The 14,371-nt window shown below is 37.2% G+C and carries 13 protein-coding genes and 1 tRNA gene; 7 read left to right on the top strand and 7 right to left on the bottom strand.

Annotated features, from left to right (window positions below):
* Window positions 1-37: 37 nt before the first annotated feature.
* Window positions 38-1,588: an ABC-F family ATP-binding cassette domain-containing protein gene (locus tag AC3ISB_RS27650; protein ID WP_141992353.1), complete on the bottom strand. Its 1,551-nt coding sequence runs from the start codon at window positions 1,586-1,588 to the stop codon at window positions 38-40.
* 233 nt (window positions 1,589-1,821) lie between these two features.
* Here AC3ISB_RS27650 and AC3ISB_RS27645 point away from each other — a divergent pair, with 233 nt between their 5' ends.
* The 3 genes from AC3ISB_RS27645 to AC3ISB_RS27635 all read left to right on the top strand — a co-directional run bounded on the left by AC3ISB_RS27645 (window position 1,822) and on the right by AC3ISB_RS27635 (window position 7,879).
* Window positions 1,822-4,014: a DNA topoisomerase III gene (locus tag AC3ISB_RS27645; protein ID WP_141992352.1), complete on the top strand. Its 2,193-nt coding sequence runs from the start codon at window positions 1,822-1,824 to the stop codon at window positions 4,012-4,014.
* A gap of 986 nt (window positions 4,015-5,000) precedes the next feature.
* Window positions 5,001-6,989, top strand: a complete 1,989-nt coding sequence (locus AC3ISB_RS27640; protein WP_489275189.1) for an acyltransferase family protein — start codon at window positions 5,001-5,003, stop codon at window positions 6,987-6,989.
* 617 nt (window positions 6,990-7,606) lie between these two features.
* Window positions 7,607-7,879 (top strand): hypothetical protein, encoded by a 273-nt coding sequence (locus tag AC3ISB_RS27635; RefSeq protein WP_141992350.1) that lies wholly within the window; start codon window positions 7,607-7,609, stop codon window positions 7,877-7,879.
* A gap of 327 nt (window positions 7,880-8,206) precedes the next feature.
* Here the strand turns inward: AC3ISB_RS27635 and AC3ISB_RS27630 are convergent, their stop codons facing one another.
* The 4 genes from AC3ISB_RS27630 to AC3ISB_RS27615 all read right to left on the bottom strand — a co-directional run bounded on the left by AC3ISB_RS27630 (window position 8,207) and on the right by AC3ISB_RS27615 (window position 9,927).
* Window positions 8,207-8,698, bottom strand: a complete 492-nt coding sequence (locus tag AC3ISB_RS27630) for a tyrosine-type recombinase/integrase (RefSeq protein WP_489277042.1) — start codon at window positions 8,696-8,698, stop codon at window positions 8,207-8,209.
* 15 nt (window positions 8,699-8,713) lie between these two features.
* Entirely contained in the window at window positions 8,714-9,253 is a 540-nt protein-coding gene (locus AC3ISB_RS27625; protein ID WP_489275187.1) for a hypothetical protein, read from the bottom strand.
* A gap of 176 nt (window positions 9,254-9,429) precedes the next feature.
* Window positions 9,430-9,492, bottom strand: a tRNA-Arg gene (locus AC3ISB_RS27620).
* A gap of 168 nt (window positions 9,493-9,660) precedes the next feature.
* A complete protein-coding gene (locus AC3ISB_RS27615; protein ID WP_489275186.1) occupies window positions 9,661-9,927 on the bottom strand; it encodes a hypothetical protein in 267 nt (88 codons plus the stop codon).
* A gap of 482 nt (window positions 9,928-10,409) precedes the next feature.
* Between AC3ISB_RS27615 and AC3ISB_RS27610 the strand changes: the two genes are divergently transcribed.
* The 3 genes from AC3ISB_RS27610 to AC3ISB_RS27600 all read left to right on the top strand — a co-directional run bounded on the left by AC3ISB_RS27610 (window position 10,410) and on the right by AC3ISB_RS27600 (window position 12,432).
* Window positions 10,410-11,030 (top strand): hypothetical protein, encoded by a 621-nt coding sequence (locus AC3ISB_RS27610; RefSeq protein WP_489275184.1) that lies wholly within the window; start codon window positions 10,410-10,412, stop codon window positions 11,028-11,030.
* Window positions 11,031-11,209: 179 nt separating this feature from the next.
* Window positions 11,210-11,899 (top strand): DUF4145 domain-containing protein, encoded by a 690-nt coding sequence (locus tag AC3ISB_RS27605; RefSeq protein WP_489275182.1) that lies wholly within the window; start codon window positions 11,210-11,212, stop codon window positions 11,897-11,899.
* Between the two features lie 218 nt (window positions 11,900-12,117).
* Complete coding sequence (locus AC3ISB_RS27600; RefSeq protein ID WP_489275181.1) at window positions 12,118-12,432, top strand: hypothetical protein; 315 nt, start codon at window positions 12,118-12,120, stop codon at window positions 12,430-12,432.
* A 390-nt stretch (window positions 12,433-12,822) separates the two neighbouring features.
* Here the strand turns inward: AC3ISB_RS27600 and AC3ISB_RS27595 are convergent, their stop codons facing one another.
* On the bottom strand, window positions 12,823-13,278 hold the full coding sequence (locus AC3ISB_RS27595; protein WP_489275180.1) for a helix-turn-helix domain-containing protein: 456 nt from the start codon (window positions 13,276-13,278) through the stop codon (window positions 12,823-12,825).
* 232 nt (window positions 13,279-13,510) lie between these two features.
* On the opposite strand from AC3ISB_RS27595, the gene AC3ISB_RS27590 reads away from it, so the two are divergent.
* Window positions 13,511-13,714, top strand: a complete 204-nt coding sequence (locus AC3ISB_RS27590; protein ID WP_489275178.1) for a hypothetical protein — start codon at window positions 13,511-13,513, stop codon at window positions 13,712-13,714.
* 20 nt (window positions 13,715-13,734) lie between these two features.
* Here the strand turns inward: AC3ISB_RS27590 and AC3ISB_RS27585 are convergent, their stop codons facing one another.
* Window positions 13,735-14,304 (bottom strand): hypothetical protein, encoded by a 570-nt coding sequence (locus tag AC3ISB_RS27585; protein ID WP_489275176.1) that lies wholly within the window; start codon window positions 14,302-14,304, stop codon window positions 13,735-13,737.
* Window positions 14,305-14,371 lie beyond the last annotated feature (67 nt).

The following is a 14,371-nucleotide window of genomic DNA, read 5'->3' as shown; positions in this document are numbered from 1 at the left end:
GCCCCGTCTCAAGCGGGCACCCTCTAAATAGACCAAGTTAATTATTGTTCGACCATTCCTCAACATCCCATACTTTGGTAACCCAATCTTCATAGAAATCAGGTTCATGGCATACGAGGACAATCGTTCCTTTATACTCTTTCAATGCACGTTTTAGTTCTTCTTTTGCAACGACATCCAAATGGTTTGTCGGCTCATCGAATAACAGCCAATTGCTTTCGGTAAGCATAAGTTTGCACAGGCGTACTTTTGATTGTTCACCACCGCTTAAATGGCTCATCGGACGTGTAATGTGCTCGTTTTTCAAACCGACACGGGCAAGAATCGCACGTACCTGGGGTTGGTCCAGATGCGGAAATGCATTCCATACTTCATCTATCGGCGTCGTATTGCCTGCTTTCACTTCCTGTTCAAAATAAGAAGAAAAAAGGAAATCGCCAAGTGATCTTTTGCCGCCTAGAGGATCAATTTTACCTAAAATCGTTTTTAAAAGAGTGGATTTACCAACTCCATTACAGCCGACCACGGCAATTTTTTCTCCCCGTTCGATGGTCATGGACAACTTCGGAAGCAATGGGCGGTCATATCCGATTTCCATATCTTCACCTTCAAAGACATAACGGCTGCTCGCACGTGATTCTTTAAAGTCGAATGTAGGTTTCATTGCAGTTTCTGGACGATCTATACGTTCCATGCGATTCAATTGCTTTTGACGGCTCTTTGCGCGACCGGTCGTTGAGTAGCGGGCTTTATTTTTTGCAATGAAATCTTCCTGCTTTTTAATGAATTCGCGCTGTTTTTCATATGCGTTAATATGTTGGTTTTTATTTAATTCAGCGAGCTCAAGGAATTTTTCATAAGTTGCCGTGTAACGGGTCAGTTTTGAAAATTCAAGATGGAAAATGACATCGACGACGCCGTTCATGAACTCAGTGTCATGCGAAATTAATAAGAATGCATTAGGATATTCCTTTAAGTAGCTGCTCAGCCAGCGGATATGCTCTACATCCAAGTAGTTCGTCGGTTCATCAAGGAGCAGTACTTCAGGCTGTTCCAAAAGTAACTTGGCTAGTAAAACCTTTGTCCGTTGTCCACCGCTTAGGGCAGAGACATCACGGTCCAAACCGATTGCATCCAACCCTAAACCGCGTGCCGCTTCTTCAATTTTAATATCCAGATTGTAAAAACCGCCGGCTTCCAGCTTGTCCTGAATCTCACCCATTTGTTCCAAGAGTTCTTCAAGTTCTTCTGGAGTGGCCGCCCCCATTTTCTCTGTTACTTCATTCAGTGCTTTTTCCTGCTCGAATAAAGGTAAGTATGCATCTCTTAAGACGTCGCGAATCGATTTACCTTTTGAAAGTATCGTATGTTGATCAAGATAGCCATATTCGACACCAGGTGTCCATTCCACCCGGCCATCATCATGGATAAGTTGCCCTGTAATGATATTCATCATCGTTGATTTCCCGACACCATTTGCCCCGACTAGACCAACATGTTCGCCGGCCATCAGGCGGAAGGAAACATCCTTGAATAAGGTACGGTCGCCAAAGCTGTGTGCTAATTTATCTATAGAAAGTAAGCTCATTTATATTGAACCTCCCAATTAATTTGAAAAAATCCCTACGTTTCATCATACTAAAAACTGCACGGGATTGCTATCTAATCTATTAATTTACATATATGTGGGTACGGGGAGCCCCTCGAAGGGAAATCCTTTAATGTGAACCAATGGATCCAATGCCATGCTGTGCATTATCGCCCTGTCATAAATTATATGAGATAATAGAGGAACCAGTTTAAAAGCGAAAGGATGTTATTATGAGTAAAACAGTCGTACTGGCCGAGAAACCTTCGGTCGGCAGAGATATAGCTAAAGTGCTGAATTGCGGGAAAAAGGGTAATGGTTTTTTTGAAGGCGAACAGTATATCGTCACTTGGGCACTAGGTCATTTGGTCACCCATGCAGATCCGGAATCTTATGATGAAAAATATAAAACGTGGCGCCTTGAGGACCTGCCCATGTTGCCGCCTACTTTGAAGTTGGTCGTCATCAAGCAATCAGGCAAACAATTTCAATCGGTTAAAACACAATTGAACCGCAATGATGTCAAGGATGTCATTATTGCAACAGATGCAGGCCGCGAAGGGGAGCTCGTTGCACGCTGGATTCTCGAAAAAGCGAATGTAAAGAAGCCGATTAAAAGGCTTTGGATTTCCTCTGTAACGGATAAAGCGATCAAAGATGGATTTAAAAAGCTGAAGGATGGCAAGGAGTATGAAAACCTATTTGCCTCTGCTGTTGCAAGGGCAGAAGCGGACTGGATCGTTGGGATGAACGCGACAAGGGCTCTAACTACGAAGCACAATGCCCAGTTATCCTGCGGCCGCGTCCAAACGCCGACACTTGCGATGATTGCAAAAAAAGAAGAAGAAATAAAACAATTCCAGCCTAAGAAATATTATGGCGTTTCGGCAATTGCAGAATCCAATTTGCGCCTAATCTGGCAAGATGCCCAATCTAAAGATATCCGCACATTTGATAAAGCCAAGGCAGAAAAGGTTCTTTCAGCCGTGAAGGGGAAAAAGGCAGAAGTGGTGGAAGTGAACAAAGCCCATAAGAAAAGTTTTGCTCCTTCTTTATATGATTTAACGGAACTTCAACGGGACGCCAATAAGAAATTCGGTTATTCGGCGAAAGAGACGTTATCGATCATGCAGCGCTTATATGAAAGCCATAAAGTCTTGACGTATCCAAGAACGGATTCACGCTTTTTATCAACGGATTTGGTTGATACGCTAAAAGAAAGATTACAAGCTGTCAGCATTAAACCATATGCCCAGTATGCATCAAGGATCCTGCGCAGCCCAATTAAGGCCAATAAATCGTTCGTGGACGATAGCAAGGTCACTGATCACCATGCAATCATCCCCACTGAGCAAACGCCGCTGCCGGGAAAACTGAGCGACAAAGAATCGAAAATCTATGATTTGGTCGTTAAAAGGTTCCTTGCTGTATTAATGCCACCTTTTGAATATGAACAAACGACCATCACCGCAAAAATGGGGCAGGAGACGTTCATGGCAAAAGGGAAGGTCGTCCTGAAATCAGGATGGAAGGAAGTCTATGATCACCAATTCGATGAGGAAGAAGCTAAAGATGGCCTTGCTGAGCAACTGCTTCCGAATGTTCAAAAAGGTGACAGTTTAACTATTTCGGCTGTGAAACAAACAGAAGGTGAAACGAAACCGCCGGAACCATTCAATGAAGGGTCGCTTCTTTCGGCAATGGAGAATCCCGCTCGCTTCATGGCAGGGGAAAGCAAAGAACTCATCAAGACTCTGGGTGAAACTGGCGGGATCGGTACTGTTGCAACGCGTGCTGACGTTATTGAAAAACTGTTCAATAGCTTCCTGATCGAGAAGAGGGGAAAGGGCCTTCACGTTACCTCGAAAGGAAAACAACTTCTTCAATTGGCACCTGAAGACTTGCGATCTCCAGCTTTGACAGCTCAATGGGAGCAAAAGTTAACCGCGATTGCAAAAGGAAAGTTGCCAAAACAGGCTTTCATCGGCGATATGCGCGCTTACGCCAAAAATATCGTCCATGAAATCAAAAATAGTGACCAAAAATTCAAGCATGATAACGTGTCAGGTACGAAATGTCCCGATTGTGGCAAGCTGATGCTTGAAGTGAATAGTAAAAAGGGAAAAATGCTTGTCTGCCAAGATCGTGAATGTGGCCACAAAAAAGGTGTTTCACGTGTAACAAATGCCAGATGCCCACAATGTCACAAAAAGATGGAAATGCGCGGTCAAGGAGAAGCACAGACATTCACCTGTAAATGCGGTTTTCACGAAAAACTTTCTTCTTACAATAAACGAAGAGGGCAAAATAAAAATCAAAAAGTATCCAAAAATGAAGTCTCCAATTATATGAAAAAGCAAAATAAAGAAGAGCCGATCAATACTGCATTGGCCGATGCCTTAGCCAAACTGAAATTCGATAAATAAAAGAAAAGAGTCCTTCACCTTTAGCTCGATGGTGAAAGGGCTCTTTTTTATGGGCTTATTTGCAAGGAGCAGGTGTGGGCAATTTTTCTTGTCGGCAGGCCCATCACAACAAGGTTGCCGCTTGATGAAGTGGCGAAATTCATATAAAAGAAAAAGACGGCAGAAAGGGATGGAGCGCTCGCTCCATCCCTTTCCATATATCTTCTGTTAAACTTCATTCAGTACGGTGCCATGTAATTCATATTCAAGTGTTTTGTCAGTGTGTGTGTTTATCCGAATCTACTCGTATGAGCGTACTGAATGGCTGCTGATCACCCGGACTGAAAATTGCTTCATCATTCTCTGGATTCCATAGGCTGTAAATACTCATGATCAGTATCCTCCTCCTTTGGGTGAGAAGACTAGTAATTCCCTTCTTGATTATCATCTAACTCTTCAATTGACTCTAACGCTGATCACCGGGACTAAACACCGCTGCGTCATTCTCTTTGTTCCATTGGCTTCTGATTGTACTCATCATGCACATCATCTCCTTTGGTGAGAATGTCTTACAGTATTGGTATACCCGGATGGGACAGGTTAAAACATATATTTTTTAAAAAAACATGATTTTATTCAGAAATCCATGTAATAAATCAAACTTCCTTTTACTATTAAACAGTTTGAATTGTATTGTTCGTTTTTGTGCGGGGATGTTCTTATGTTTGACAGTTTAACAAACCCGGTCAGTTGGAGCATGCCACGTTTTCGTTGCCCCTGGTGGACTGACTTATAAAGTAACGTTCTATTTCAATGAATGTAAAAGCGAGTGGGCTTCGTACCCAGGCAACGTACAATTTCTGTAAGGGGGGCCTGGTTGATAAGTTGGGAAAAGCTCCGAACTCGTGAAAATTAAAGAACCTTTTCTACTATATTGACAAATCATTATTGTAAAGTGATATAATTTTAAATTGTATGCATGACGAAAAAGTAGGAGATAGAATCAAATGAATCAACCATTAATTAATATTGAGAGTAAATTCAGACCTGAGATCGAAGGGCTACGCGTTGTTGCGGCACTGCTGGTAGCGGTATATCATATATGGTTAAATCGTGTTTCTGGCGGGGTTGATGTATTCTTTGTAATTTCAGGTTTTCTTATTACCACTTCAATTGTTTCCACAATTAATCGAACAGGGGAATATCGTTTTAGGCCATATGTCACAAAGTTAATGAAAAGATTACTTCCTTCTGTATTTTTTATTCTTGCAATTGTTCTGGCTTTAAGTTGGTTTTTATTACCAAAATCAATTTTAGATAAAACTATACATGAAGTATTTGCCTCAATGTTTTTTTACCAAAACTGGCAACTGGCTATTTCGAGCACGGATTATTTAGATTCCAGCCAAATGAAAACACCGGTTGAACACTTTTGGGCTTTGTCCATACAAGGACAATTTTATATAATCTGGTTTTTAATATTCACTTTAATTTTATTTTTAATAAAAAAATATAAATTAACTAAAGTTAAAACATTAATCAATACTATTTTAGGGATATTATTTGTTTCTTCTTTTATATACTCAATATATTTAACCTCTGTCAATCAGCCATGGGCTTATTTCATTACGATGACACGTGTTTGGGAATTTGCTTTAGGCAGTTTGCTCTGTATCAATTTATCATCAATCAAGGTGAATAAATATATTGCTACCGTGATAGGTTGGCTCGGATTAATCGGTTTAATTTTAACTGGAATAGTATTCAATGTATCTGAAATGTTTCCGGGGTATATTGCCTTATGGCCAATGACCTGCGCATTATTCATTGTTTTGTCTGGCACATGCGATACGAAATTTGGTGTCAAACGCTTTTTAGGTTCACCTGTAATGGTGAAGCTAGGTGGAATTGCTTTTGGAATCTACTTGTGGCATTGGGTATTATTGGAGTTCTATCGTTATAATGTCCAGGAAACTCCAGGATTCATCGTTGGAACTCTTATTATCATTTCATCAATAGCCCTTTCGTTTTTAATGACTCGATATATAGAAGAACCAATCCGAAGCTCAAAGGATAATAAATTCTCATTCAAGAGAATCGGGATAATGGGCAGTGTGAATGTACTCTTGATTGCCTCTCTTTTAATTGGAGTATATATAGATAAAAATAAGCTGGAAAATAAAATAAACGATAAAAATTATCCAGGAGCGTTAGCTGTAAAAAACCCTGACGATATACCTGATCAAGAACCAATTCCGTCATATTCTGAAGTCTTTGATGATTTACCAAAAGCGCATTTGGACGGAAGTAACCAAGGGTTAAAGGAAAGTGACTTGAAAATTGGGGAATATGGCGAAACTGAAAATTACGATGCTACAATTGCCTTGATCGGCAGTTCCCATTCAGAGCATTGGTTAGGTGCCATATTAGAAGCGACAAAAGATGATAATTATCGTGTATTGAATATGACTCGTTCAGGTACACGTTTTTCAACAGGTTATGCCGATGATGATTTGAAAGGTATCTGGGTCAATAATGTTCTCGATTATCTAAAGGATTCAGATGTAGATCTTGTCATTTCTCACGCAACAGCTTCTGATACGCCTAATAATAAAATACAACAACAAATGGTTGATCAGCTGCAGTATGTTAAAGATGAATATGGTATTGAAGTGTTAGCGATTCGTGATGATCCAAGATATAGTTTTAACGTGCTGGAATCATTAGAAACAAATGGACTAGAAGAAACTACAAAAAAAATGAATTCAGTAGATAATCAGAAAGACGAAAGCTTTTGGAGACAATTTGAAAAAGAGAATAAATCCTTGCATAAAATTGACTTAACAGATTACTTCAAGGTAAACGGTAAATTTCAGCCCATTATTGGTAATGTTATAATTTACCGTGATAATAGACATTTAACGAATACTTATTCTGAAAGTTTCGGACCTATTTTTGAAGAAAAAATCAACGAGATAGGTTTAGTTGAAAAGTAAGTATAGCTAAAGGGTAATTTGTTTCAAGTATAATATTGCTTATCTTGATATAAAAAATCTGAGTTCTGTGTTTTACAGGGCTCAGATTTTTTTATATCTATAGGGATTGATGAAGTAGTGTTTACTTTGTCCAACCGCCACATAAATCACAGAAAAAACCCTGTTACTACACGGAAGAACCGCGTTGTAACAGGGTTTTTAATTAGCGTCCCAGATAGGAGTCGAACCTACGACCTACAGCTTAGGAGGCACTGTTTATTACAGTCTCCTTTACAGTAAGTTTGGACTGTTTATAAAAGCTATTATAACGGCAATTTCTGTGCTTTTACCGTAGACCATACGTAAATACTAAATAAAAGTGTCTGACGTTTACGAAACGATGTTTCCGACTTTTATTATACAAGCTTTAATCATTTTTAATCAAGGAATTAATTTAAAAGTACATGGACAGGGCATAAGGAGATTTGATTTGATGTGAAGAAAAATATGTTAATATTGCTTATGAAAGTATTGTTGGTAAAATTTGTTGATTTGAATTTACATAAAGGTTGTTTCCAATAAATATAATAAATGGGTTTGAAATTGTACAAATGAATTTTCATAAAGGAGAAAGTATTATGGAACCAATGTTACCACCCAGAACCAGAACACCAAACCCGCTAAAAAAGGGATTAAAAAAATTTACTAACAAAACAAAATATATGAAAATCATGGATACTCTTTTCTTTGTCGCTTTAATCCCTATAAGTACAGTAATAGTCATTTTTTTGATTCAAGGGTTTAATTGGTTCTATATTAAAACCGAAGGCATAATTCCAACTTCTCAGATTGCTAAAGAGTTAGGATTAAATCCAGGTCTAATTAAAGACCACTTTAAAAAAGAGGGGTAAAAGCTTTCAATGATCGCCAGAAGAAAACGTATGAGGAATATAATAATAAATAAAGACCCAATCATTCACATTTACCCATTCATAAGATATGGAAAAAAGGTGTGTTAGACTATGGGCCGTGATTGGCGTCTAAATGAATTTGGTTTCCGTAATCCTCCTCATCATGTTTACCTTTACCATTTTAGTCCTTTCCTTTACCATGATAATCCTTATCATGTTAATCCTTACTTTTACCATGTTAATCCTTACTTTTACCATGTTAATCCTTATTATTAGACGTAAGAGGTAAAGCCATCTTTTTTAAGGTGGCTTTCTTTTTATTTCAATTTATCTAATACGCTTCATATACTTTCTCACTGGTGAAAACTTATTGTGCTGATCTTTGATGTGTACGTCATCCAATTGCACATATTTTCTTGTTGTTGTGATATTAGAGTGGTCAACGATCTTCTGTAAGGTGAATAAGTCTCCGCCGTTTAGAATGTAATTTCGGATAAAAGTATGTCGAAATCTATGTGGATGTACTTTAGGTATTCCTAATGCAGTCCCAACTTTGTATAACCTTCTTCTGATTGTGTCACCAGTCAATGGTTCACCGTAAGCGTTCATAAATAGTGTTTCATGGTCTTCTCCGAAATACCCGATACATTCATCATGTAGCTTTCTAAGTTCTCGCATTACTTCACGGCTTACAGGGATGTGACGACCTTTGCTATTCTTATTTATTTCTGGTGGTATAAAGATTGATGATTCTTTAAAATCCATATTAGAAATCTTGGTTGAAATAGCTTCGTTAATTCGCATCCCAGTATCAAGCAACAGCAAAACTAGAAGCTAATCTCGCCATTCCCCAAAATTCCTTTCATTAAAGTAATTTAATATCAATGTAACTTCATCATCTGAAAAACCTTTTACTTCTTCTTCAGCATTTTGTTTAAGGTTCTTGATATTCTTCATAGGATTATCGGGTGTTATGTCTTCTTCAAACCAGAATTTACACATGGTTCGCAATGTTCGTAACCTGATATTGATTGTATTTACTGTTAAAGTAGTGGTTTTCTCACGCTGTTCATCGCCTGCATAAGCCCTCTTATTCTTTGAAAAAGTGATATATTCTCTTATTAAAGAAGGTGATAGATCGGTAACGTAATTAAAAGAGGGGTGATAAACAGATAAGGATTCCGTTAAATACCTAATGTGCCGTACATATTCGCCTAATGTTCGCTGTCGGACACCTTCAGCAACTTTTGCACGTAGAAAAATATCTAAGGCTTCTTGCAGTGTATATTCAATCGTGAAACTTTCAGTAGCCTTACTGTTCAATTTCCGTTCCTTTAACGCAGTTCCACGCTGTTTAATAACGTGTTTCTTCATGAAAAAAAGCACCTCCAGACATAGAAAATAATAGTGAAATGGAATATCACTGTTTCCTACGTACAGAAATGCTTTTATCCTACATACAATTTACGGCTTTTAACGGTCATACCAACAGAAAAAACCCTGTTACTACACGGAAGAACCGCGTTGTAACAGGGTTTTAAAATTAGCGTCCCAGATAGGAATCGAACCTACGACCTACAGCTTAGGAGGCTGTCAAAATAAACAGTACTTCCTTAGTTGTATTGGGAAAGCTAATAAATATTGATATATGAAGCATTTCAGCATTTTAACCGTGTACCATACGTAAATACTAAATAAAAGTGTCTGACGTTTCCGAAACAATGTTTCCGACTTTTATTATACAAGCTTTACTAGTTTTTTTACAAGATATTATTTGTTTATTATAGAATCAAGGATTTTTTCCATCCGTCTTGACCGAGTGACTTTATAAGTTTGGTTATTTTTACTTCATCAAGAAGAGGGTAATTTTCACCGTCATATAAACCTGACAGTGCCACCAACGTTCCATCTACATCTATTGGAAATATAAAGTTACCATTTTTAATAAAAAACACTTTAATATTTTTGTGTTTTTTTAATTCTTCTAAAGTTAAATCTTTATTAAGTTTAATTTGTTTTACAGCTAATCCACCATTAGAAATCATCATCTTTTCATCCGTCCTTCACATAAGTTTTTTGTCTTACTATTAAGGTACTTACGGTTCGGATGTGTTTTAGGACACCTGCCAAAAAGTTTTTTAGGATAAGGCTAATAATTTACCATTCATCATAATCGCATCATAAAAACCTGTTTCTTTCCCTATGAAACTTGTAATATTTTTCTGTTCTAAAACCATTTCTTTTCAGGGACATAGGTTCATATTTTTAAAAATAACTTAACACCCTAATGTAAATTTTACTATTAGTACCATATAATTGAATTAACTTAGAAAAATATTGGAGGTTAAGTAATGGAAAAGTATTAAATTCCGCCATACATAGAAAGATTTAGAGATGTACTATCGTTACAGCAACAAAGCGTATATAAGGATCCATAGTTTGGGTTGGTTGAGAATGACAGTCCCACAGTGGGTAGCGTAAGCAACCGATAGGTCGGTAGGATAATTACTCTTTCTAATGGAGGTATAGCATGTATTATGATTCAAAAGATTACTTACTCAGTATAGAAGTTTATCGTTCGAAATTGTTTCAATATTTGGAAAGTGACAAACCTTTAGTTCAATATTTTTATGACAAATTAGAATTTAATGAGTTTGCCGAGGGAAAAGAATTTTCATCGAATGCTTACAACGATGATAAGTATCATGGTTTTACAACTGTAGACTTAGTTACAACTTTAAGTGATTCATTACTCATATCTCTTTACGGCAAATATGAGTATCTTTTAACTTTATTATGTGAAGTGGTTCAGCAGAGTTTAGAAATCGGGATTAGTTATAAAATGATGAAGGGGCAAGGTATTATTGCTTCAGTAAAGTATTTAGATAGTTTACTGAATATTGATATTGAAAAATCTGATATCTATAAGAATAATATAGATTCTTGGCGAGTGTTACGTAATATTCTTGCCCATAATTATAGTGTGCCGGATGAAAAACAATACGTTCAATTGCTTAAAATAAATATTCATAGAACTGGTGAAACAGAAAGAGTCATTACAAGTATGAATGACTGTATTAGGTTGATTACTGATTTTGAGAGTTTTTATACTATGGTATTTGATACATTATTAACTATAGAAAATGAATAAAGCGTAGTACTCTTTTCCGTACTGGAGGGGCATCAACGATATGGAATTTGTTCAATTGGGTCAAGAATCCAGACCAAATGAAAAGTCCCCACAAATAAGGAAGGGACGGCTAGAACAATAGAGACTTATAAGTATTTACAGGTATATTTAGGTAAATCAAGGCAGAGGGGTTGAAGAATTTGGCAAAGGAAAATTATGTTGGACCCGAGTTTGGATTAGAGGCTTTTCATTGTCCGTTATGTGGGGTATTTAGCCATCAAGATTGGAATGAGATTACCAAGCATGGTCCCAATTATTATTTGGGTAAGCTTCAAGATGAGAGAGTACAATATATTAAAAAGAGTTCGGATTTTAATATTTGTTCATTTAGCGAGTGTTTTCATTGTGGGGAAAATACTCTTTGGAAAGGTCTTAATATGGTTTATCCGAATATTTCTATTGTGGAACCGCCTAATTCTGATATGCCGGAAAACATTAAAGCCTTATATAAAGAGGCTAGTTCTATAGTGAATCTTTCTGCTAAATCTGCGGCTGCTTTACTTAGATTGGCATTGGAGAAATTGTTAGTCCATGTTGGTGCCAAAAAAGGGAGTATCGATGTCATGATTCAAGACCTTATTGAAAAAGACATAATTACTGCTTCCGGTTCAGTAAGAAAAGCATTAGATACACTTAGATTGATAGGAAATGCAGGAGTACACCCAACAGGTATAAATTTAGATGAAGATCCCAGTGCAGCCTTACGGTTATTCAAAGTACTTAATTTTGTAGTAGAAAAGCTGATTTCAGAAGAAAAGGAAATGGCTGCTATTTACGCATTAGTTCCTGAAGGTAAACGAGAAAATCTTGATAAACGTCGTAGGGAATAGAGGAACATGCTATGACAAAGCTTTGTGCGTTTTGCGGGCGTCATTATGACATGGAGACTATGACTGCCCTGTATGAAGATGGTAAGACATTTGTTTTGTTCTATTGTGAGGGATGTTTGCCCACGGTATGGGATAACCTCTTTAATCTTCCGTTCAGGTCGCTATTTACGTGGGGGCACAAAGGCAGCGGTAAATAAAAATTAAGGGAGGGAATTAGAATGAATATAAAAGAACAGCTTAAAAAAATTCAACAATTAAGGATAGATGATGAAATCCAGATTTTATTGCAAGGAATGGATAAATTGAGTTTTCCTGCTATTACGAAAATCAGTGAATTTTGTGGATTTAATGCAAAAGATGATTTAGTAAATGACTTGCTTTTGGAGTACAGTAGGAGTGATTTAACCTTAGATGATTTAATCGAGGAACTGAAACAGGAAGTTATTAATAGGCAGAACAAACCTGAGGGGCATTCACTTAAGTTTAGTAGAGAGAAAAATTACATACCTGAAGCAGAGGATGACATCATATAAACGACAAAGAACCCCTGTTAAAGAGTTAACTGTACTGAGGATGTTTTTTTTAAGGTTGCTTTCACGCTGAAAGTCACGCTACTATTCAAATGGTATAGAATCGGGCATGGGGCAAATTTGGGGACAACAGAATTGTTTCTGCAAACACCCACCGTGACCCGATCTTTAATCTTTCTTTTATGATAGCCTTCTTTTTCCTTGTAATAGTGTTCTTTTAAAAACCATTCTCTTATTATTTAAGTTTTTATATTAAGTCTTTGTAGTAAGTGTATATAACGGGCAATATTTGCACTAGGGAAGTAACATTTATTCCCCATGAAGGTGCAAATAATGCCCTACATAATCCCTGGAATGAGGATTAATGACTTTTATAATCCCTACCGTGTGTGCTTATTGATTCCAGTTTTGCAGTCTTTGCCTATCATTTTCAGCTTCAATTTCAAGCTTGCTGATTTTAAGATCAAGTTCAGCTTTTAATCCTGGGACCAGTTTTTCCAGCACTTCCTTCTCGTGGGGAAGATTCACGTAATACCGATTTTTATTAGCATATCCCGGTGCTTTAGTTTTCCTAATTAGTCCAACTAATTCAAGCTGCTTTGTCGCTGCTTTGACAGTTCTGGGGTTAATTCCTGTCCAAATAGCTAACTGGTTTACGGTAGGGTAAGCATAAAGCTTTTGGTTGTTATCGTTCTTTAATAGCATGAGGTATACAGCTAGGTCATTTCCTGAAATGAGTCCTAACGCTAAATAATTGAATATCGCGTGTGGTACTTGTTCAAAGTTTTTCTCGACGTTTCCTTTACAACGGATATTTGCACCTGCAATTTTTGATGTATTGTTTGTCATGTTCAATCAATCCTTTTCAGTTTCAATAGTGCAAGATTTTCACCTTACCTATCTCCGCACTTGCAAAAAGGGAATGAAATGGGACATTTGATTTGAAGATTTTTTAAAATGTACTTTTTATGCCTCCACACGTCCATTCTGAGGCTTTTAAATTTAAAATTATTGTTAGATTAGGCGAAACGATAACGCCTCTGTACGTGGTGTTTACGTGGTAAATAGGGGGTGTTCTAAAATGAGTGAAATTGATGAGTTAAAGAAACTTATGGAGACCGTATTCAACGATATGGACAAACAGTTCGATGGAATCAAAGAAGAGTTCAAAAAGGTTAATAGTCGTTTAGATGAGGTAGAAAAAAAGTTAAATAAAGAAAATGGAGATGTTCTGGAACGTTTGAAACGGATAAATGCCAATTTAGAAGGGAATCAAAAAAGCTGAGGTGCTAATTACATAGCACCTTATTTGTATTTGTTAACCAAGTCGAGAATGGCAATTTCGATAAGATCGGACTTATTGAATTTTTGTTGGTCTGCGAATCTGTCCAATAATTCCCCAACTTCCTCATTGATGACAATCGTCTTCCGTACTTTCTTACCCTTTTCTAAAGTGACAACCCTCTGGTAAAGGTCATCTTTTCTACCAGGATCATCTTGTTTTTCATCAAGCACATATGCCCTTATCAGTTCCTTTAATATCGCTTTTTCTTCCGGCGTGAAGTCTATTTCACCTTCATTTCTTCCTCTATTCACATCAAATACAACAGGTTGTGAACTTGTAAGTGAAGTTTCTTTCACCTTGGGTGAACTTACGGGTGAAGTCTCAACAAATTCAAAGACTGATTTATAAAGAGGTTCTTCACCTTCCCCTACATAGTACCAGCCCTTTTGACCAGAGTTGCGATATTCATATCCAGCGGTATGTAAAACGGCTTTTAATTTCTTCTCACCAACTCCAACTTTTTCTTTTGCGACCTTGGCTATGGTATTCCCCGTCACGGACAATTCGTCTAATAACTCTTTAATCTTCATGGTTCACATTCCTTTCACACGCATATGAATCGTTATATCACACATTCTTCACATTAGTGTGAATACC

It is taken from the genome of Peribacillus sp. GL_122, from assembly GCF_057835005.1.
This window is presented reverse-complemented; position numbering and strand designations above follow the sequence as displayed.